The following is a 20,006-nucleotide window of genomic DNA, read 5'->3' as shown; positions in this document are numbered from 1 at the left end:
CAGCTCTATTCCCGCCCTACTCCGCGGCGTGCTGGGCGTGCAGCCGGTCGCGGCGGGCCATCAGCTTGTTGAGCGCCACCAGATAGGCCTTGGCCGAGGCGACCAGGGTATCGGGATGCGCGGCGCGGCCGGCGAAGGTCCGGTCGTTGACGCCGAGGTGCACCGAGACCTCGGCCTGGGCATCGGTGCCCTCGGTCACCGCGTGCACCTGATAGAGCTCCAGCCGCGCCTCGTGCGGCACCAGCGCTTGAATCGCGTTGAAGGTCGCGTCGACCGGCCCGTTGCCGGTGGCCTGAACCGTCTTGTGCTCGCCATCGACGTCGAGCGTCAGGGTCGCCGATTGCGGCCCCATGGTGCCGGCGACGACCAGGAGCGAGAGCACCTTCATGCGGTCCTCGGCGGTCGCCAGCTTCTCGTCGACCAGCGCCTCGATATCCTCGTCATAGACGTGCTTCTTCTTGTCCGCCAACTCCTTGAAGCGGACGAAGGCGTCCTCGAGCTGATTGTCGGCGAGCACGTAGCCGAGCTGCTTCAGCTTGTCCCTGAAGGCGTTGCGGCCCGAATGCTTGCCCATGACCAGCGAGGTTTTCGACACGCCGACCGATTCCGGCGTCATGATCTCGTAGGTCTGGTTGTGCTTGAGCATGCCGTCCTGGTGGATGCCGCTCTCGTGGGCGAAGGCGTTCCGCCCGACGATCGCCTTGTTGTACTGGACCGGGAAGGAGGTGACGGCGGCGACGAGCTTGGAGGCCCGCGTCAGCATGGTCGCGTCGATGCCGGTCGTAAACGGGAAGATGTCGCCGCGGGTCTTCATTGCCATGACGACCTCCTCCAGCGCCGCGTTGCCGGCTCGCTCGCCGATGCCGTTGACGGTGCACTCGATCTGCCGGGCGCCGGCGGAGACGCCGGCCAAGGAATTCGCCACCGCCATGCCGAGATCGTCGTGGCAATGCACCGAGAAGATCGCCTTGTCGGAGTTCGGCACCTTCTCGCGCACGCGCCGGATCAGCGCCGCGAACTCCTCCGGCGCCGTATAGCCGACCGTGTCCGGGATGTTGATGGTGGAAGCACCCGCCTTGATCGCCGCCTCGACGCAGCGGCACATGAAGTCGAAATCGGTGCGGGTGCCGTCCTCGCAACTCCACTCCACGTCCTCGACATGATTGCGCGCCCGCGTGACCGAGGCGATGACCATCTCGTAGACCTGTTCCGGCTCCATCTGAAGCTTCCACTTCATGTGCACCGGGGAAGTGGAGATGAAGGTGTGGATGCGCGGCTTGCGCGCCTTCTTGACGGCCTCCGCGCAGCGGTCGATGTCCTTGTTCCCCGCCCGGGCGAGGCCGGCGACGGTGGCGTTCTCGACCCGCTCGGCGACCAGGCTCACCGCCTCGAAATCGCCGTTGGAGGCGATCGGAAAGCCGGCTTCGATGATGTCGACGCCCATTTCGTCGAGCAGGTCGGCGACCTGCAGCTTCTCGTTCAGCGTCATGGTCGCGCCGGGACATTGCTCGCCGTCGCGCAGCGTCGTGTCGAAGATGAAAACGCGCTCCTTGTGCGCCTTGCTCTTGTCCGCGGCGCCGTTACCGCCTGGTTTCGGTCTGGTCATGGGTGCTCTTCCTATCGCGCGCCGGTCGCTCAAGCGATTCCCGGCATCGTATCCTTAACATGCGGTGAAGGCCGTTCCCCTAGGGACCCGCCCGGCCAATCGCCAGGCTGCCAGCGCCTAGGGGCTGGTAAGGAGGAGCGCGCTGGTCGCGAGGAGATGCCGCCGGCCGGCCGCCAGGCAAGCGCCCGCCGCCGCGTTCAAGCGCGGGGCGCCGGTGAAGCTCGCTCTGTTGCTCATCTCGACGGTCATGGCTGCCGTTGCCGTTCTTGGGCCGTTTTCTATCTACAGCTTTGCCCGGCGAACGTAAAGCGGGTGTTGACCCCGGTGCGGATGACGGCACACATTGGTCACGGGGGCACCTTTTAATTTGACCAATTCAGACAACAATAAGCCGCAATCGCAATCGAACCTGCGGCGCTTCGAGGATGAGTCTTCTCTGGCGGTCCGACGCCAGCATCCCGATCGCACCCCACAACCGCATTCAATGAAGAGGATTGATCGATGATCCGCAAGACCCTGTTCGCCGCCGCCGCCCTCGCGTTTCTCACCGGCCCGGCTTACGCCTTCCATTGCCCGCAAGACATGGCCAAGATCGACGCGGCGCTGCCGAACGCTCAGCTCTCCGACGCCGACAAGGCCAAGGTGACGGAGCTTCGCGCCACTGGCGAGGAGCAGCACAATGCCGGCGACCATGACGCGGCGGTGGCCACGCTCGCCGAGGCCATGCAGATCCTCGGCATCAACTAGATGCAATCCGGCCCGGCCTCCCCGGCCGGGCCGCCCCCCGAGGCGAGACCCGGGGGTGCGCTGCGGACATCACGCAATCGCCCTATTAATTCCTTTTAAATTGTCCAATTCGAACGACAATCCGCCGCATTCAAAATCCACTCTCTGACCGTTCGGGAACGAACCTTCGTCGGCGCTCAGGCGCCAACATCCCGATCGCACCCCACGACCACATCAATCGAGGAGGACCGTCAAATGATCCGTAAGACACTTTTCGCCGCCGCGGCCCTGGCGCTACTTGCCGGCCCGGTCTATGCGGACAATTATTCCGACGACATCGCCAAGGTCGACGTGGCGCTGCAGAGCGCTCAGCTCTCCGACGCCGACAAGGCCAAGGTGATGGAGCTTCGCACCGCGAGCGAAGAGCAGCACAATGCCGGAAACGACGAGGCGGCAGTCGCCACACTCGAGCAGGCAAAGCAGATCCTCGGGATCAACTAGAGGCAATCCGGCCCGGCCGCCGCGGCCGGGCCGCCCTCCTAAAGTTCAATCGTTCCCTCCTGGACGATCACCGCATGGCCGCCGATGCGGGCACTGATGAGCTTGCCGCCGGCGAGCTCGACTTCGAGCATGATCTGGCTCGGCCGGCCCATCTCATAGCCCTGCTCGATGATCAGCGTGTGGGTGCCGTCGCCGAGCGGCTCGAAGCGGGCGACGATGCAGGCGAAGGCGGCCGCCGCGGAGCCCGTCGCCGGGTCTTCGTCGAGCCCCAGGCCGGGCGAGAACATGCGGGCGCGGAACGCATGGGCCTCGTCTTCCGTGTCGCGGCAATAGACATAGACGGCGCCGTGATCGTCGTCGCCGAAGATGCTATCCCAGAAGATGCGGTTGGACTGGCAGCGCGCCAGCGCCTCGCGGTTCTTGACCGGCAGGAACACGTAGGCGACCCCGGCGCTCGCCCGCATCGGCTTGTGGTTGTCGAAGCCGACATCGGAGGGCATCAGGCCGATGCCGTGGGCAAGATCCTCCGCGGACGGCACCGTGCCCGCCTCCTCCGGCAGCTTCGGCGCGTCGAACACGGCAAACGGCGCCGCCCCCGGCCTCAGCCGCACGCCGGCGCGCACCAGGCCGATCTCCTGCTCGATGACGACCATGGCGTCGTGCTCGCTCTGTTCGCCTTCCCCGCCGTCGTTGATTTTGAGGTTGGCGAGCAGCACCGCGGCGCCGACGGTCGGGTGGCCGGCGAAGGGCAGCTCGCGCACCGGCGTGAAGATCCGCGCGCGGGCATTGTGGTTCGCCTGCGCGGCTTTCAGCAAAAACACCGTCTCCGACAGGTTGAACTCTCGCGCGATCGCCTGCATCGCCGCCTTGTCGAGATCGTCGGCGTCGAGCACCACGGCCAGCGGATTGCCGGCAAGCGGCGTGTCGGTGAACACATCGAGCGTAAAGAAGCGGTGCATGTCTCCTCAATCGCCGAACCCAGGTCGCCGCCCTCAGGCCGGCGGGATTAGGGCCGAGAAAGACCGGCCCTGTAAAGACGCCGGGGCAGTGGTGCTGTGTAAACGTTAACAAATTGTTTGACTGTGGGCGCCATAATCGGCGCTGAAAATAACAGGATCAGAGGCAATGCGGGAAAGACGGCAGCAGCCGCGCCAGCGCGTCCTCAAGGGCGCCATCATATTCTTCAACAAGGGACGTTCGTCGGTCGATTGCACCGTGCGCAATCTGACCAAGATCGGCGCCCGCGTCGTCCTCGAATCGACGAATTTGGTCCCCGACCAGTTCGAGGTGCTGGTCAAGCAGGAGAAGCGGCTCTATTCGGCCGAGACCATCTGGCGGGACTCGACCGACATCGGCGTCCGCTTCACCGCCCCGCCGCGGCCCATAAGGCAGCAAAAACGGGGGCATTAGCCGGCTCAGTTCTTCGCCTTGTCGACCAGGGCGCCGGCCTCGATCCCCCGGCTTGCGCCAGCAAGCCCTCAGGCCGAAAGGCCGTGGATCAGTTCTTCGCCTTGTCGACCAGTGCGCCGGCCTTGATCCACGGCATCATGCCGCGCAGCTTGGCGCCGACCTCCTCGATCGGATGGGCGTCGTTGAGGCGCCGCGTCGCCTTGAAGCGCGCCTGGCCGGCGCGGCACTCGCTCATCCATTGGGAAACGAACTTGCCGGTCTGGATGTCGTCGAGGATGCGCTTCATCTCCGCCTTGGTCTCGGCGGTGATGACGCGGGGACCCGAGACATATTCGCCATATTCGGCGGTATTGGAGATCGAGTAGTTCATGTTGGCGATGCCGCCCTCATAGATCAGGTCGACGATCAGCTTGACCTCGTGCAGGCACTCGAAATAGGCCATCTCCGGCGCATAGCCGGCCTCGACCAGGGTCTCGTAGCCGGTGCGGATCAGCTCGACGAGACCGCCGCACAGCACGCACTGCTCGCCGAAAAGGTCGGTTTCGCATTCCTCCCGGAACGTCGTCTCGATGATGCCGGAGCGCCCGCCGCCGATCGCCGAGCCATAGGCGATGGCGAGGTCGTGGGCATTGCCGGAGGCGTCCTGGGCGATCGCCATCAGGCACGGCACGCCGGCGCCGCGCAGATATTCCGAACGCACCGTGTGGCCCGGCCCTTTCGGCGCGATCATGATCACGTCGACGCTCGGTTTCGGTTCGATCAGGCCGAAATGGATGCTGAGCCCGTGGGCGAAGGCGATCGCGGCGCCGTCGCGGAGATTGTCGCGGATTTGCGAGCTATAGATTTCCGGCTGCAGCTCGTCGGGGGTCAGCATCATCATCACGTCGGCCCATTTGGCGGCCGCCGCCACGTCCATGACCATCAGCTCTTCGGCCTGCGCCTTCTTGGCGGAGCCAGAGCCGGGCCGCAGGGCGACCGTAACCTCCTTGACGCCGGAATCGCGCAGGTTCAGGGCATGGGCGTGTCCCTGGCTGCCATAGCCGACGACGGCGACCTTTTTGCCCTTGATCAGGTTGAGGTCGGCGTCGCGATCGTAATAAACGCGCATCGTTGTTCATTCCCTCGGCTGGTGACGCGAAAACGCGCCTAGAAACATGGCTCGCACGGCTTATAGGCCGGTCCGGCGGCCCCGTGAAGGGGTTGGCGGCCATCCTTGCCTCCGATTTGGAATCGGTCCAGATTGCCGCACCCCGCGCCCTGGCGCGGGGCTGATGTTTCGGGAGGGAACCCAATGGCTCGCATCGACACATTGTTCATTCGCATCGCGCTAATCTATCTCATCGCCGGCATGGCGTTCGGCATCTGGATGGGTATTGGCCAGTCCTTCGAATACACGCCGGTACACGCGCACGCAAATCTCGCCGGCTTCGCGCTGATGACGCTGTTCGGCCTGATCCACCGCGCCTGGCCGGCATTGCGCCAATCGCCGCTTTCGACTTGGCATTTCTGGGCCCACAATGTCAGCCTCGTGATCTTCGTCATCGGCATCTATATCGCCCACAGCCCCGCGGCACAGGACACCGTGGCGATCATCGGCTCCTTTCTGATCCTCCTTTCGACACTGCTTTTCGCCGTTATTTTCTATCGCGGCGCGGACGCGGCTTAGACCGCGACCGGATTGCCGGCGGCGGCGAGATAGCGGCGCACGGCCTCCGCCATGCCGTAGGTCAGCGCGTCGGCGGTCAGCCCGTGGCCGATCGAGACCTCGGCGATGAAGGGGATGCGGGCGACGAGCGGCGGCAGGTTGGCGAGCGTCAGGTCGTGGCCGGCATTGACGCCGAGCTTCGCCGCGCGGGCGGCCTCGGCGGCCGTGCCGAGCCGTTCGAGTTCGCCTTTCGCGCGCGCCGGATCGTCGTGGGCCGCGCCATAGGGCCCGGTATAGAGCTCGACCCGGTCGGCGCCGATGTCGGCGGCCGCCCGCGCCGCCTCGGGCTCGGCATCGATGAACAGCGAGACCCGCACGCCGAGCGACCTCAACCGGTCGATGGCGTCTTCGATGAGCGCGCGGTTTCCCGCCACGTCCCAGCCGTGATCGGAGGTCGCCTGGCCCGGCTCGTCGGGCACCAGGGTGGCCTGATCGGGCTCGGCCTCCGCCACGATGTCGAGGAAGCGTTTGTCGGGATAGCCCTCGATGTTCAGCTCGCGCTTTGGGAACTCGGCGACGATCAGCTTGGCGAGCTTCGCCACGTCGCTGGCGCGGATATGCCGCTCGTCGGGCCGCGGATGCGCGGTGAGCCCGTGGGCGCCGGCTTCAAGTGCCGCGCGCCCGAGCCCAACGACGCTCGGCCACGGCAGGTCGCGCCGGTTGCGCAGCATGGCGACCGCGTTGAGATTGACGGAAAGATGCGTCGGCATGGCTGGTCCTAAAGCGAGATCCATTCTAACGGCATCGAGCGCCGCTCCTATCTATTTGTTTGAGCATATTCTTTTCGCAAGACCGGTTCCCACTTTTGCGGAATATGCACTACATCGGCTCCGGGCCGCGGCGCACCGCGGCGACGCCCGTTCGGGCCACCTCGACCAGGCCGAGGCCCTGCATCAGCGAGACGAACTGCTCGATCTTGACCGAGCGGCCGGTCATCTCGAAGGTGAAATGCTCCCGGGTCGCGTCGACGACTTCGGCCTTGAAGGCGTCGGCGAGCCGCAGCGCCTCGAGCCGGTCCTCGCCGGTGCCCTGCACCTTGACCAGCGCCAGCTCGCGCTCGAGCGGCGACCCCTCGCGGGTCAGGTCCGTCACCTTGTGCACCGGCACCAGCCGGTCGAGCTGGTTGCGGATCTGCTCCAGCACCATCGGCGTGCCCGTGGTGACGATGGTAATCCGCGACAGATGCCTCTCATGCTCGGTCTCCGACACGGTCAGCGACTCGATGTTGTAGCCGCGGCCGGAGAACAGGCCGATGACCCGGGCCAGCACCCCGGGCTCATTGTCGACCAGCACCGACAGCGTGTGGCGCTCTTCGACCTCGCTTGTCTGCTGCATGAAATAGGCGGACGCCGGCTGCGTCGGGCGGTCTTGCTTCTGTGCTTCCTGGGTCATACCAGCGCCTTTCCCTTTTCGCCGATCGCGGTTTCGACCGCTTCCCCGTCGGCCTCCTCGCCGAGCAGCATCCGGTTGTGCGCCTCGCCCGACGGGATCATCGGGAAGCAGTTGGCCAGATTCGCGACCCGGCAGTCGAACAGTACCGGCGCATCCACCGCGATCATCTCGGCGATGGCGTCGTCGAGCTCGTCCGGTTTCTCGGCGCGGAAGCCGACGGCGCCGTATGCCTCGGCGAGCTTCGCGAAGTCGGGCAGCGATTCCATATAGCTCTGCGACAGGCGGTTGCCGTGCAGCAGCTGCTGCCACTGGCGCACCATGCCCATGTACTGGTTGTTGAGGATGAAGATCTTGATCGGCAGATTATACTGAACCGCCGTCGACATCTCCTGCATGGTCATCAGCACCGAGGCATCGCCGGCAATGTCGATGACCAGGCTGTCCGGATGCGCCACCTGGACGCCGACCGCCGCCGGCAGCCCGTAGCCCATTGTGCCGAGCCCGCCGGAGGTCATCCAGCGGTTGGGCTCCTCCAGATGGTAGAACTGCGCCGCCCACATCTGGTGCTGGCCGACTTCGGTGGTGATGTAGGTGTCGCGGTCCTTGGTCGCCTCGTAGAGCCGCTGCAGCGCAAATTGCGGCATGATGACGTCCCTGGGCTGGCGGTATCTCAGGCAGTCGCGCTTGCGCCAATGGTCGATCTGTTTCCACCACGCCTTCAGCGCCGCCTTGTCCGGCACCGCCTGGCTGTCGCGCCAGACGCGCTGCATGTCGTCGAGCACGTGGCCGACATCGCCGATGATCGGCAGATCGACACGGACATTCTTGTTGATCGACGAGGGGTCGATGTCGACATGGATCTTCGTCGAGCCCGGCGAGAAGGCGTCGAGCCGGCCGGTGATGCGGTCGTCGAAGCGCGCGCCGATGCAGATCATCACGTCGCAATCATGCATCGCCCAATTGGCTTCGTAGGTGCCGTGCATGCCGAGCATGCCGAGCCACTGCTTGTCGGAGGCAGGATACGCGCCGAGCCCCATCAGCGTCGAGGTGATCGGATAGCCGGTCAGCCGCACGAACTCGCGCAGCAGACGGCACGCCTCGGTGCCTGAATTGATGACCCCGCCGCCGGTATAGAAGACCGGCTTCTTGGCCCTGGCGATGAGGTCGACCGCGGCGCGGATCGCATTCATGTCGCCTTTCATCTTCGGCGCGTAGCCCCGATAGCTGCTGCGCCCGTTGCCGCTCGGCCCGCGATAGGTGCCGGTCGCGAACTGCACGTCCTTGGGGATGTCGACGACAACCGGCCCGGGCCGTCCCGAGGTGGCGATATAGAACGCCTCGTGGATGACGCGGGCAAGATCATTGACGTCGCGGACCAGCCAATTGTGCTTGGTGCAGGGCCTTGTGATGCCGACCGTGTCGCATTCCTGGAAGGCGTCGTTGCCGATCAAATGCGTCGGCACCTGGCCGGTGATGCAGACGATCGGCACCGAATCCATCAGCGCGTCGGTCAGCGCCGTCACCATGTTGGTGGCGCCGGGACCCGAGGTGACCAGCACCACGCCGGGCTTGCCGGTCGAGCGGGCATAGCCCTCCGCCGCGTGGCCCGCGCCCTGCTCGTGGCGCACCAGGATGTGCTCGAACTTGTCCTGCTGGCACAACTCGTCATAGATCGGCAACACGGCGCCGCCGGGATAGCCGAAGACGTGGCGCACGCCCTGGTCGGCGAGGGCCTGGATGACCATCTGAGCGCCTGTCATTTGCCGTTTCATCGTCCGCTCCGTCGATTTGCTGGCATTCCCACTTTCGACCGGTTTCCGGCCCATTTCCAGCGGAAATTCGGGCAACAAAAAAGGGGCCCGAGAAGCCCCTGCGCGCGCACCACCGTTCGCGACGGCTCTGTTCAAGCCGTCCCGGTGATGCGCCGTCCTACCACGATGAGCCTTGCGCGCATGGATTCCGCGCCTTTTCTCCTTGATGCTGCGGTGCACGTTAGTGGGCGGTCCAGCGCCGGTCAAGCCTGAAATGCGCGCCGCTTCAGGGCCCGGTCCGTCCGGAGCCCTTTCTCTCAGCCTTGAGGCGTCAACTTCAACAAGCGCCCGCCGGACTCATCCTCCAAGACCCATAGGGCGCCATCGGGTCCTTGCTCCACCTCGCGGATACGCCGACCCCATTCGAAGCGCTCGGCCTCTCTGGCGCTGTCGCCCTCAATATCGACGCGTACCAGCGCCTGCGAGGACAGCCCGCCGATAAAGCCGTCGCCGCGCCAGTCGGGAAACATGTCACCGTCGTAGATCACGAATCCGGCAGGCGAAATTGCCGGGACCCAGAAGGCCTTAGGGGCGTTGAATTCCGGCCGTGTATCGTGGTCGGGGATCGGCACGCCGGAATAATGGTTGCCGTTGGACACGACCGGCCAGCCAAAGTTGCCGCCCTTGGCAATGAGGTTCAGTTCATCCCCATGCCGTGGTCCCATTTCGTGGGTCCACAGGCGGCCCTGACTGTCGAAGTCGATACCAAGCAAATTGCGGTGGCCCATCGACCAGTAGGTCTTGGCCAAATCGCCTTTGTCCCGCCAGGGATTGTCTTCCGGCACTGTACCGTCGTCATTCAGCCGGATGATCTTGCCCAGCGCCATTTCAAAGTCCTGAGCCGGATCCAGTTTCTGACGGTCGCCGGACGTGACGTAGAGCATGCCGTCGGGACCGAAAGCGATCCGATGGCTGTAATGCCCATTGCCAGACACCTTCGGCTCCTGCGTCCAGATTTTCTCTATATCGGTGAGTTTCGGGATACCCGCGGTTCGGTCGAGCTTTGCACGAGTCACGATGGCCCCGGACGTGGAGCCACTATCCAGCGTTTCGGCGCTCGATATATAAACAAGGTTGTTCTGGGCGAAATCAGGGTGCAGGACGACATCGCCGAGCCCTCCCTGGCCGCCATAGGCAACCTCCCACATGCCCTCGACCTCGGTCTTGTCACCGTCCTGGGTCACATGAAAAAGCTTACCGGGCTTGGTTGTCACCAGCATGGTGCCGTCGGGCAGGAAGGTCATGGCCCACGGTTCGTCGAACTCGGCGACTCTCGTCGCCTGCAGGATCGCGCCTTCATTGCTCTCAATTCGAAAGGGCTGCGCCGCGGCGGGGGACTGCCCGGCAATGCTGAAGATGACGGCAACGATGACAGCGAAAAGGAAAGTGAGATTACGCATCGGTCGTGATCACCTATCCAGTTTTGTTGTTGTGTAAACGGCCTGCCCTCTCAATGGTTCCCGCCAAGCAGTGGAGCAAGACTCAACCTGGCCCGACGACCGCAATTGCCGACAAGAGCTAGCTAGTCCGCCGGCTTGGCCGCCAGTTCCTGGTCGGTCAGCCCCTTCAGGATGTCCAGGCGCGCCTTGATCCGATCGCGTGCGGTGCGGAACCGCTGCCGCATCACATCGGACGGGATCGAAGTGTCCTTCGAAGCGGGGTCTGGAATCGGCCAATGCAGCCGCCGCGCTAGGCCCGGCAGCACCGGGCAGACCTCCTCGGCGCACAGGGTAATGACCAGGTCGACCGCGCCGACATCGATCTCGTCGACCGGCTTCGAGCGGTGGCCCGAGATGTCGATCCCGAGTTCGGCCATGGCCTCGATGGCGTAGGGATTGACGCTCGAGGGTTCGGAACCCGCGCTCAGGACCGTGGCGCCGGCGCCGAACATGTGCCGCGCCAGCCCCTCGGCCATCTGGCTGCGCGCGGAGTTCGCGACACACAGGAAAAGGATGTGCTGCGTCATGTTCTGGCGGTTTGTTTGGCGTAGTCCATCGTCTTGCCGTTGCGCTGCACGGCGGCGCCACGCTCGTACCAGCCCTTGCTGGCGTTCACGATCTTCACGACCGACAACATCACCGGCACCTCGATCAGCACGCCGACGACGGTGGCCAGCGCCGCGCCGGAGGAAAAGCCGAACAGGCTGATGGCGACGGCCACCGCCAGCTCGAAGAAATTGCTAGCGCCGATGAGCGCCGAGGGAGCGGCGACGCAATGCGCCTCGCCGACTGCCCGGTTGAGCAGATAGGCAAGTCCTGAATTCAAATACACCTGGATCAGGATCGGCACGGCGATGAGCGCTATCACCAGCGGCTGCCCGATGATCTGCTCGCCCTGGAAGCCGAACAGCAGAACGAGGGTGAAAAGCAGGGCGATAAGAGCGACAGGCTGAAGTCCGGCGAGCAGGCGCTGCAACCCTTCTTGCCCCGCCGCGGCGAGCGTCCGGCGACGGACAATCTGGGCGACGACGATGGGCACGACGATGTATAGGCCGACGGAAAGGATCAGCGTTTCCCAGGGTACCGTGATCGCCGACAGCCCCAGCAGCAGGCCGACGATCGGCGCGAAGGCGAAAATCATGATGGTGTCGTTGAGCGCCACCTGGGTCAGGGTGAAGTGCGGTTCGCCGTCCGCGAGATTGCTCCACACGAACACCATCGCGGTGCACGGCGCGGCGGCGAGAATGATGAGCCCGGCGATATAGGCGTTGATTTCACCGGCCGGCAGATACGGCCTGAACAGAACCCCCAGGAACAGCCACCCCAGGGCTGCCATGGAAAACGGCTTGACCGCCCAGTTGATGAACAGCGTCACGCCGATGCCGCGCCAATGTTCCCCGACTTTCGAAAGGGCGGCGAAATCGACCTTGACGAGCATCGGTATGATCATCAGCCAGATCAACACCGCCACCGGCAAATTGACCTTGGCGATCTCCATGCCGCCGATCGCTTGAAACACGCCGGGGAAGAACTGGCCGAGCGCGACGCCGGCCAGTATGCACAGCGCCACCCACAGGGTCAGGTATCGCTCGAAGATGCTCATGGCGGCCCTAGTGCCTTTCCCCGCTCGGTATGCGGCAGCCCGGCAGCACGCTGGCGATCAGCGGTCCGCAGACCTCCGGCCGGCCCTGGCAGCAATCCTCCATCAGGAAGGACATGAGAGCCGGCACGCCCTCAAGGTCGATGCCGTAGATGACCGAGCGGCCCTGGCGCCGCGAGACGACAAGGCCCGCATTGGCGAGAATCGCCAGATGCGCCGACATCGTGTTGTGCGGCACGTTCAGCTTACGCGCGATGTCGCCCGCCGCCATACCGTCGCTGCCGCGACCCACCAGAAGCCTGAAGGCGTCGAGCCTGGTTTCCTGCGACAGAGCGCCGAGCGCCTTTGTTGCCTTCGATGTGTCCATATTTCCAGACATATCGACATATTCTTCCGCTGTCAAGCGGCCGGTTCAGGCGCCAGGGCGCTCGCCGGCGCCGGCGAGGTAGGCGGCAAGATCGTCGGGGTCGAGCGCCGAGAAGCCCGGCATCTGGTGGCGGAACCACGTCTTCTGGCGTTTGGCGTAGCGGCGCGTATCGCCCCTGGCGCGGGCGACTGCCGTCGCCAGGTCCGAGCGGCCTTGAAGATAGGCGATGAGGTGCGCCACGCCGTGCGCCCGCATCGCCGGCAGCGAGGGGTCGAGCCGCATCTCCATCAGCGCCCTTGCCTCCTCGAGGCCGCCCTCGTCCAGCATCGCGGCAAAGCGCGCGTCGATGCGGTCGTGCAGCCAGTCCCGGTCGGGATCGAGAAACACCGCTTCGCAGGCGGCGGGATCGACAAGCGGCGGCGTGGCGGCTTCCCCGTGAAAGTCGAGGAGCGAGCGCCCCGTCGTTTCCAGCACGCTGAGCGCGCGAATCACGCGCTGGCCGTCGCCGGGCGCGATCCGTGCCGCGATCTCCGGATCGCGGGCGGCAAGCAGCGCGTGCAGCACCTCCGCGCCGACGCGCTCCGCCTCGGCGCGCCAGTTCTCCGTCACATCTTCCGGAACGTCGGGGACAGCCGCGAGCCCCTCGGTCAGCGCCTTGAAATAGAGCCCGGTGCCGCCGACGACGATCGCCACCTGCTGCCGCCGCCGCACGGCCTCAAGCTCCGCCTCGACGGCCTTCAGCCAGCGGCCGACGGAAAACCGTTCCGCTGCCGAAACGATGCCGTAGAGCCGGTGTGGCGCGCGCGCTTCATCTTCCGGCGTCGGGCGCGCCGTGAGCAGCCGCAGTTGGCGGTAGACCTGCATGGAATCGGCGTTGATGATGACGCCGCCAAGCCTTTCCGCAAGCCTGAGCGCCAGCGCGGACTTGCCGCTCGCCGTCGGTCCTGCAATAAGGATCGCCGCCTTCAAGGAGAACTCTTTTGACACTGATCCAACCCTTTCGGGGCCTGCGCCCCGCGCCCGGCCGGGCCGAAGCGGTCGCCGCCCCGCCCTATGACGTCCTCGACCGCCGGGAGGCGCGCGCGCGGACCGCGGGCAAGCCGTGGAGCTTTCTTCATATCTCCAAGCCCGAGATCGACCTTGCCGACGATATCGACCCCTACGATGCCGCCGTCTATGCCAAGGCGGCGGAGACTATGCAAAACATGATCGCATCGGGCGTGCTCATCCGCGATGAGCGGCCCGGCTACTATGTCTACCGCCTCACCTGGGGCGATCACGTCCAGACCGGGCTCGTCGCCGCCGCTTCCGTCGCCGACTATGATTCCGGGCGCATCCGCAAGCACGAGCACACCCAGCCCGTCAAGGAGGACGGCCGCGTCGCCCAGATCGAGGCGGTCAACGCCCAGACCGGCCCGGTGATGATGGCCTACGGGCCGACGCCCGCCGTCGACGCCCTGATCGGCAAGGCGGCGGCAGGCGACCCTGACGTCCGGGTCGCGGCCGAAAGCGGCGTCGAGCATGCCATCTGGGTGGTCGACGACAAGACGACGATCGTTGCCCTCACCGACGCCTTCGAGGCGCTGCCCGCGCTCTACATCGCCGACGGCCACCACCGCTCGGCCGCCGCCGCGCGCGTCTGCCATAAGCGGGCGGCCGGCGGCAACGCCAACGATGCGCCCTATTGTCGGTTTCTGTCGGTGATCTTTCCCCATCACCAGACCCGGATTCTGGCCTACAACCGCGTCGTCGCCGACCTCAACGGCCATAGCCCCGACGCGCTCCTTGCCGAGATCGCCAGGAAATTTGCGGTTTTGCCCGCCGATGGCCCGGTCGCGCCTGCGGCCCGCGGCGAGTTCGGCATGTATTGCGACGGCCGCTGGTTCCGCCTCACCCTCCCGGAAGCGCTGATCCCGCGCGACAATCCGCTCGCCCGGCTCGACGTCAATCTTCTGTCCGAGCATCTGATCGCGCCCGTCTTGGGCATTACTGACCAGCGCTGCGATGCGCGCATCGATTTTGTCGGCGGCATCAGGGGCCTCGATGAGTTGCAGGCGCGGGTCGATTCAGGCGAGGCAGCGGTCGCCTTCGCCTTCTTTCCGCCCGCGATGGAGGATCTGATGGCGGTCGCCGACGCGGGCAAGGTCATGCCGACCAAATCGACCTGGTTCGAGCCCAAGCTCGCCGACGGGCTTGTTTCCCTGGTGCTGGATTAAAGCGGCTCCAGGTCATCGGGAACCGCTCCAACTCTTATCCTTCAACGCGCAGCGCAACGTAGCGCAGCTCGCCGGAAGAGTCGGAGACCAGGAGCAGCACGGAGCGGCGATCCTGCTTCTTCACCTCCTCGACGCGCCGGACTACGTCGGCAAGCGTCTTGACCGGCTCCTGGGCGACCTCGACGATGACCACCCCCGGCACCAGGCCGCGCTCGGCCGCGTTGCTGTCCGGCGCCACCGCGGTCACGACGACGCCTTCGACCTTGTCGTCGATACTGTACTGCTTGCGCAATTCCTCGCTCATCGCCGCCAGCTCGAGGCCGAGCACCTGGACGGGTTTCCCATTCTCGGCCGGCTTGTCCTCATCCTCGGTGACCGCCGCCTGCTCGCTCTCCTCGAGGCGGCCGGTGACCACCCTGAACGTCATTTCCTCGCCGTCCCGCAGCACCATGACGTCGACTTCCTTGCCCGGCTCCGTATCGGCGACGATGCGCGGCAGGTCGCGCATCTCCACCACCTGACGGCCGTCGAAGCTGACGACCACGTCGCCGGGCTCGATGCCGGTGCCGGCCGTCGGCCCGTCGGCGTTGATGCCAGCGATGAGTGCGCCACGGGCGCGGTCCATGCCGAGCGACTCCGCGATCTCCTCGGTCACCTCCTGGATGCGCACGCCGAGCCATCCGCGCCGCGTCTCGCCGTACGCGACCAGCTGCGCGACGACGGGCTTGGCCAGGTTCGAGGGCACGGCAAAGGCGATGCCGACCGAGCCGCCCGAGCGCGAGAAGATGGCCGTGTTGATGCCGATCACCTCGCCCTTCAGATTGAACAGAGGACCGCCGGAATTTCCGAGATTGATGGAAGCATCGGTCTGAATGAAATTGTCGTAGGGACCGACATCGATGTCGCGGTTGCGGGCCGAAACGATGCCGACGGTCACCGTGCCGCCGAGCCCGAACGGGTTGCCGATCGCCATCACCCAATTGCCGACGCGCGTGGTATCGGAGTCGCCGAAGCTGACCGCCTTGAGCGGAGCCGGGGGCTTGACGCGCAGCACGGCGACATCGGTCTTCGGGTCGTGGCCCACCAGCTCGGCCGGCAGTTTGGTGCCGTCGCTGAAATTGGCGACGATCTGGTCGGCGCCCTCGATCACGTGATTGTTGGTGATGATGATGCCTTCGGCGTCGATGACGAAGCCGGAGCCGAGCGACTGGACCCTCCGCGGGCGGTTGGTCTGCCCCTGGCGGTCGAAGAAATCGTCAAAAAAGTCCTTGAATGGCGAGCCTTCCGGAATCTCCGGCATCGGGATGCCGCGCGACGAATCGATATTCTGCGAGGTCGAGATGTTGACAACGGACTGGAGCAGGGTTTCGGCGAGATCGGCCAGAAACTCCGATCCAGGACGGAATTCGGGGGCGACGGCCGGCGCGCTCGGCGCTTGCACCTCCTGGGCGCGCGCCGGATCGCCGGGCGCGGCAAGAAGCGCGACGGCGGCGAGCGTTGCGATCAATCCCCATCCTCCAGGGTTTCCGCGAAAACGAAACATGTTTGCTGCCACCGGTTCCTCCGATATCCGCGATTTCGCCGCCGCGCCGATCATCTCACGCAGCGTTGGCGGCTGCTACCAATATGGCCGCGAATCGCGGCGCTGGCGAGGTAAACTCATCGTGTCGGTCAAGTCCATGGCGAGTCGATTGGATCCTCTTCACGCCCGCGCCAGCCAGACGATAAGCACGCCCACGATGAGCGCTATCAGCCCGCCCGCTCGGAGGTTTGAATCCGGCATCTCGCGGGCAATTTCCATCATCCGCCGCACGACGCCCGGAAACACCGCGTAAAGCAGCCCCTCGATGACCAGGACCAGTCCGACCGCAGCGATAAAATCGTTCATTGCCCCGGTTGCGCGCCGCCCGTCCCGGGCCCTGCACCGGGCGGCGGCCGGCCCCCCAGCGTGCCCGAAGGATCGGCGAAGTAACGGAAGAACTCGCTGTCCGGCGAAAGCACCATGGTCGTCTCACCTTCGCCGATCGCCAATTCATAGGCCTTCAACGACCTGTAGAAGGCGAAGAACTCCTGGTCCCTGGAGAACGCCTCGGCGAACACCCGGTTGCGCTCGCCTTCGCCCTCGCCGCGCAGAATCTCCGAGTCCTTGCGCGCCGCGGCCACCAGCACCACCGCCTCGCGGTCAGCCTCGGCGCGGATGCGGATTGCTTCCTGGGTGCCGAGAGCTCGCAGTTGCGCGGCTTCCGCCAGCCGCTCCGCATTCATCCGCTCGAAAGTCTGCTTGGAGACCTGCGCCAGCAGGTCGGTGCGCTGGATGCGCACATCGACGATTTCGAGCCCGAGGTCCGCAGCTTCGGGCCGGATCAGGTCGCGCGCCTCGTTCATCATCGCCGCGCGTTCGACCGATAGAGCGGAATCGAAACCGCGCAGGCCATAGACCCGGCGAAGCGCCGCGTCGAACCGGGTGCCCAAGCGCGTCGCCGCCAGCGTCAGATTGCCCTGCACCGTCTCGCGGAAGCGCTGCGGGTCGACGATCCGATAGGTGAGGAACGCATTGACCTCGTATTGGCGCCCGTCGCGCACCTGCACGACCTTCTCCTCGAGCTCGAGCTTGAGGAGCCGGCGGTCGATGATCTGCACGGTATCGACGAAGTTGGTCGGCACCTTGAAATAGATCCCCGGCTCGCGGATGACGCGGGTGATCTCGCCGAAACGCATCACGATTGCCTGCTCGCGCTGGGTGACCACGAAGGTCGCCGAATAGGCGATGCCCAGCACGACCAGGACGATGATGCCGATAATGGGAAGCCTGCCCTTCATCACTGCGCTCCCTCGGTGATGCGCCTGTTGACCTCCGGCAGCGGCAGATAGGGGATCACGCCCGAGCCGGTGCCGCCCTCGATGATGACCTTGCTGGAGCGCCCGAGCACCTGCTCCAGGGTCTCCAGGAACAGTCGCTGCCGGGTGACGTCCTTGGCCTTGGCATATTGTTCGTAGACGGAGACGAAGCGTTGCGCCTCGCCCTCGGCCTCGGCGACCACCCGCTCCTTGTAGCCCTTCGCTTCCTCGCGGATCTTCGAAGCCTCGCCGCGCGCGTCGCCGAGCCGCTTGTTGGCGTAGGCTTCCGCCTCCTGCTTGAAGCGCTCGCGATCCTGCTCGGCGCGTTGCACCTCCTCGAAAGCGTCGAGCACTTCCGGCGGCGGCGCCGCGCGCTCCAGATTGAGGCCGCTGATGATGACCCCCGAACTGTAATCGTCGAGCGTCGACTGGATCGAGTTCCGAACCGCCTCCTGCACCTGCGCACGGTTTTCCGTGCGCACCGCGTCGGCCCGCGTACGGCCGACAAACTCGCGCATGGCGCTTTCCGCAACCGAGCGCACGATGGTGTGCTGGTCGGCGACGTTGAACAGATAGGCCCTGGGGTCCTTGATGCGCCACAGCACCGTGAAGTCGATATCGACGATGTTCTGGTCGCCGGACAGCATCAGGCTGGCGTCGGAGCCGACGCGGCGGCTGCTGCCCTGGGCGAAGACGCCGATATTTTCCTGGTTCTCCTCCTGCGCCGGTGCGAGCTCGACGCGCTCGACAGGCCACCAGTGGAAATGCAACCCGGGCTCGCTGAAGTCGGCCTTGGCCTTGCCGAAGAACAGCTCGACGCCGATTTCCTGCGGCTGCACCTGGTAGACCGCCTGGCTGAGCCACAGCGCGACGACGGCGACGATGACGATCGGGATCAGGAAGCGGTTGCCGGAGCCTTGCGGAAAAACCGTCTTCAGCTTGTCCTGCCCCTTGCGCAGAAGTTCCTCCAGGTCCGGCGGCCGCTGGCGCCCGCCATTCGGCCCGGATCCCCAAGGGCCGCCCCCACCGCCATTCTGATCACCCCAAGGCATCGGTTCTCGATTCTCCGTGATTGTTTCGCCGCATGGCCGGGCGCGGCCTATTGCGCATCGCGCTCCCTGTTTCCCCCGGCCGCCTGGTCAGCATCGGGTTATAGGCCACTGGCCGAGTCCAAGCAATGCGTGCCCGCCAGCCTAAGGCGGGCATAGTACCGTCATTTGGTGCCGTGCGCCGATTATTCAACCGGCGGCAGAACGCGGGCCTGCTCGATACAAGCTCAATAGATGACGACGCTGCGGATCGACTCGCCGGCATGCATCAGGTCGAAGGCGGTGTTGATCTCCTCCAGCGGCATGGTGTGGGTGATCATCGGATCGATCTCGATCTTCCCGTCCATGTACCATTCGACGATCTTCGGAACGTCCGTGCGCCCGCGCGCACCGCCAAAGGCGGTCCCGCGCCAAACCCTGCCGGTGACGAGCTGGAACGGCCTGGTGGCGATCTCCTGGCCGGCGCCGGCAACGCCGATGATGACGCTCTCGCCCCAGCCCTTGTGGCAGCATTCCAGCGCCTGGCGCATGACCTGGACATTACCGATGCATTCGAACGTATAGTCGGCGCCGCCTCTGGTCAGAGCGACCAGATACGCGACCAGATCGCCCTCGACCTCCTTCGGATTGACGAAGTCCGTCATGCCGAAGCGCTCGGCGATCGCCCCCTTATCGGGGTTGACGTCGACGCCGACAATCATGTCGGCGCCGACCATCCTGAGGCCCTGAATGACGTTGAGCCCGATGCCGCCGAGCCCGAAGACGACGCAGTTGGAGCCGGGCTCGACCTTGGCCGTATTGATTACCGCGCCGATGCCGGTCGTCACCCCGCAGCCGATGTAACAGACCTTGTCGAACGGCGCGTCGGGCCTGATCTTGGCGACCGCGATTTCCGGCAGCACCGTGTAGTTCGCAAATGTCGAGGTGCCCATATAGTGCAGCACCGTCTCGCCGCCGCGCGAGAAGCGCGAGGTGCCGTCGGGCATCACGCCGGCGCCCTGGGTCTCGCGGATTTTCTGGCACAGATTGGTCTTGGGATTGAGGCAGTATTCGCATTCGCGGCATTCCGGCGTGTAGAGCGGAATGACGTGGTCGCCCGTCTTGACCGAGCTCACGCCGGCTCCGACATCGACCACGATTCCGGCGCCCTCATGGCCGAGAATGGCCGGGAACCGGCCCTCCGGATCGGCCCCCGACAGGGTGAAGCCGTCGGTGTGGCAGACGCCGGTCGCCTTGATCTCGACCAGCACCTCGCCTTGCTTGGGCCCCTCCAGTTGCACGGTCGTCACGTCCAGCGGCTTGCCCGCCGCCACGGCCACCGCAGCGCGTACATCCATGATCCGAGC

Annotated in this window: 21 protein-coding genes; 5 read left to right on the top strand and 16 right to left on the bottom strand. The window is 65.4% G+C overall.

All coding sequences use genetic code 11. From position 1 onward, the window contains the following. Positions 1-16: 16 nt before the first annotated feature. Positions 17-1,606 (bottom strand): 2-isopropylmalate synthase, encoded by a 1,590-nt coding sequence (locus Q8P46_13135; GenBank protein MDP2621093.1) that lies wholly within the window; start codon positions 1,604-1,606, stop codon positions 17-19. Positions 1,607-2,107: 501 nt separating this feature from the next. Between Q8P46_13135 and Q8P46_13130 the strand changes: the two genes are divergently transcribed. Both Q8P46_13130 and Q8P46_13125 read left to right on the top strand, forming a co-directional pair. Continuing rightward, the gene (locus Q8P46_13130) at positions 2,108-2,353 is read left to right on the top strand and encodes a hypothetical protein (protein ID MDP2621092.1); all 246 of its coding nucleotides are present in this window, start codon (positions 2,108-2,110) and stop codon (positions 2,351-2,353) included. Between the two features lie 234 nt (positions 2,354-2,587). Further along, complete coding sequence (locus Q8P46_13125) at positions 2,588-2,833, top strand: hypothetical protein (GenBank protein ID MDP2621091.1); 246 nt, start codon at positions 2,588-2,590, stop codon at positions 2,831-2,833. Between the two features lie 38 nt (positions 2,834-2,871). Here Q8P46_13125 and Q8P46_13120 read toward each other — a convergent pair whose 3' ends face one another. Continuing rightward, positions 2,872-3,792 (bottom strand): PhzF family phenazine biosynthesis protein, encoded by a 921-nt coding sequence (locus Q8P46_13120; protein MDP2621090.1) that lies wholly within the window; start codon positions 3,790-3,792, stop codon positions 2,872-2,874. Positions 3,793-3,958: 166 nt separating this feature from the next. On the opposite strand from Q8P46_13120, the gene Q8P46_13115 reads away from it, so the two are divergent. After that, positions 3,959-4,243: a PilZ domain-containing protein gene (locus Q8P46_13115; GenBank protein ID MDP2621089.1), complete on the top strand. Its 285-nt coding sequence runs from the start codon at positions 3,959-3,961 to the stop codon at positions 4,241-4,243. 88 nt (positions 4,244-4,331) lie between these two features. On the opposite strand, the gene ilvC is transcribed toward Q8P46_13115, so the two are convergent. Further along, positions 4,332-5,351 carry a ketol-acid reductoisomerase gene (gene ilvC / locus Q8P46_13110; protein MDP2621088.1) on the bottom strand — a complete coding sequence of 340 codons (1,020 nt, stop codon included), beginning with the start codon at positions 5,349-5,351 and terminating at the stop codon, positions 4,332-4,334. 183 nt (positions 5,352-5,534) lie between these two features. On the opposite strand from ilvC, the gene Q8P46_13105 reads away from it, so the two are divergent. Beyond that, positions 5,535-5,909, top strand: coding sequence for a hypothetical protein (locus Q8P46_13105; GenBank protein ID MDP2621087.1), 375 nt, complete (start codon positions 5,535-5,537; stop codon positions 5,907-5,909). Here the strand turns inward: Q8P46_13105 and Q8P46_13100 are convergent. The 8 genes from Q8P46_13100 to miaA form a co-directional block, all read right to left on the bottom strand. Next, positions 5,906-6,658 (bottom strand): pyridoxine 5'-phosphate synthase, encoded by a 753-nt coding sequence (locus Q8P46_13100; GenBank protein MDP2621086.1) that lies wholly within the window; start codon positions 6,656-6,658, stop codon positions 5,906-5,908. The genes Q8P46_13105 and Q8P46_13100 overlap by 4 nt on opposite strands. Before the next feature lie 109 nt (positions 6,659-6,767). Then, the gene (gene ilvN / locus Q8P46_13095) at positions 6,768-7,340 is read right to left on the bottom strand and encodes an acetolactate synthase small subunit (GenBank protein ID MDP2621085.1); all 573 of its coding nucleotides are present in this window, start codon (positions 7,338-7,340) and stop codon (positions 6,768-6,770) included. Next, positions 7,337-9,112: an acetolactate synthase 3 large subunit gene (locus Q8P46_13090; GenBank protein MDP2621084.1), complete on the bottom strand. Its 1,776-nt coding sequence runs from the start codon at positions 9,110-9,112 to the stop codon at positions 7,337-7,339. The genes ilvN and Q8P46_13090 overlap by 4 nt, the downstream gene beginning before the upstream one ends. Positions 9,113-9,408: 296 nt before the next feature. After that, positions 9,409-10,551, bottom strand: a complete 1,143-nt coding sequence (locus Q8P46_13085) for a PQQ-dependent sugar dehydrogenase (protein MDP2621083.1) — start codon at positions 10,549-10,551, stop codon at positions 9,409-9,411. A gap of 122 nt (positions 10,552-10,673) precedes the next feature. Further along, on the bottom strand, positions 10,674-11,117 hold the full coding sequence (locus tag Q8P46_13080; protein MDP2621082.1) for an arsenate reductase ArsC: 444 nt from the start codon (positions 11,115-11,117) through the stop codon (positions 10,674-10,676). Then, on the bottom strand, positions 11,114-12,193 hold the full coding sequence (arsB, locus tag Q8P46_13075; GenBank protein MDP2621081.1) for an ACR3 family arsenite efflux transporter: 1,080 nt from the start codon (positions 12,191-12,193) through the stop codon (positions 11,114-11,116). Before arsB ends, Q8P46_13080 begins: the two co-directional genes overlap by 4 nt. A gap of 7 nt (positions 12,194-12,200) precedes the next feature. Continuing rightward, on the bottom strand, positions 12,201-12,569 hold the full coding sequence (locus Q8P46_13070; GenBank protein MDP2621080.1) for a metalloregulator ArsR/SmtB family transcription factor: 369 nt from the start codon (positions 12,567-12,569) through the stop codon (positions 12,201-12,203). Positions 12,570-12,602: 33 nt separating this feature from the next. Further along, positions 12,603-13,544, bottom strand: coding sequence for a tRNA (adenosine(37)-N6)-dimethylallyltransferase MiaA (miaA, locus tag Q8P46_13065; protein MDP2621079.1), 942 nt, complete (start codon positions 13,542-13,544; stop codon positions 12,603-12,605). On the opposite strand from miaA, the gene Q8P46_13060 reads away from it, so the two are divergent. Next, positions 13,538-14,773: a DUF1015 domain-containing protein gene (locus Q8P46_13060; protein ID MDP2621078.1), complete on the top strand. Its 1,236-nt coding sequence runs from the start codon at positions 13,538-13,540 to the stop codon at positions 14,771-14,773. The genes miaA and Q8P46_13060 overlap by 7 nt on opposite strands. 34 nt (positions 14,774-14,807) lie before the next feature. Here Q8P46_13060 and Q8P46_13055 read toward each other — a convergent pair whose 3' ends face one another. From Q8P46_13055 to Q8P46_13035, 5 genes are all read right to left on the bottom strand, one after another. Beyond that, positions 14,808-16,214, bottom strand: coding sequence for a Do family serine endopeptidase (locus tag Q8P46_13055; GenBank protein MDP2621077.1), 1,407 nt, complete (start codon positions 16,212-16,214; stop codon positions 14,808-14,810). A gap of 261 nt (positions 16,215-16,475) precedes the next feature. Further along, positions 16,476-16,661, bottom strand: coding sequence for a DUF2065 domain-containing protein (locus Q8P46_13050; GenBank protein ID MDP2621076.1), 186 nt, complete (start codon positions 16,659-16,661; stop codon positions 16,476-16,478). Beyond that, complete coding sequence (locus Q8P46_13045) at positions 16,658-17,593, bottom strand: protease modulator HflC (protein MDP2621075.1); 936 nt, start codon at positions 17,591-17,593, stop codon at positions 16,658-16,660. Before Q8P46_13045 ends, Q8P46_13050 begins: the two co-directional genes overlap by 4 nt. Then, positions 17,593-18,663 (bottom strand): FtsH protease activity modulator HflK, encoded by a 1,071-nt coding sequence (gene hflK, locus Q8P46_13040; protein ID MDP2621074.1) that lies wholly within the window; start codon positions 18,661-18,663, stop codon positions 17,593-17,595. The genes Q8P46_13045 and hflK overlap by 1 nt, the downstream gene beginning before the upstream one ends. Before the next feature lie 224 nt (positions 18,664-18,887). Next, on the bottom strand, positions 18,888-19,997 hold the full coding sequence (locus Q8P46_13035; protein MDP2621073.1) for an S-(hydroxymethyl)glutathione dehydrogenase/class III alcohol dehydrogenase: 1,110 nt from the start codon (positions 19,995-19,997) through the stop codon (positions 18,888-18,890). Positions 19,998-20,006: the final 9 nt, after the last annotated feature.

It is taken from the genome of Hyphomicrobiales bacterium (genome assembly GCA_030688605.1).
Classification (GTDB): Bacteria; Pseudomonadota; Alphaproteobacteria; order Rhizobiales; family NORP267; genus JAUYJB01.
This window is presented reverse-complemented; position numbering and strand designations above follow the sequence as displayed.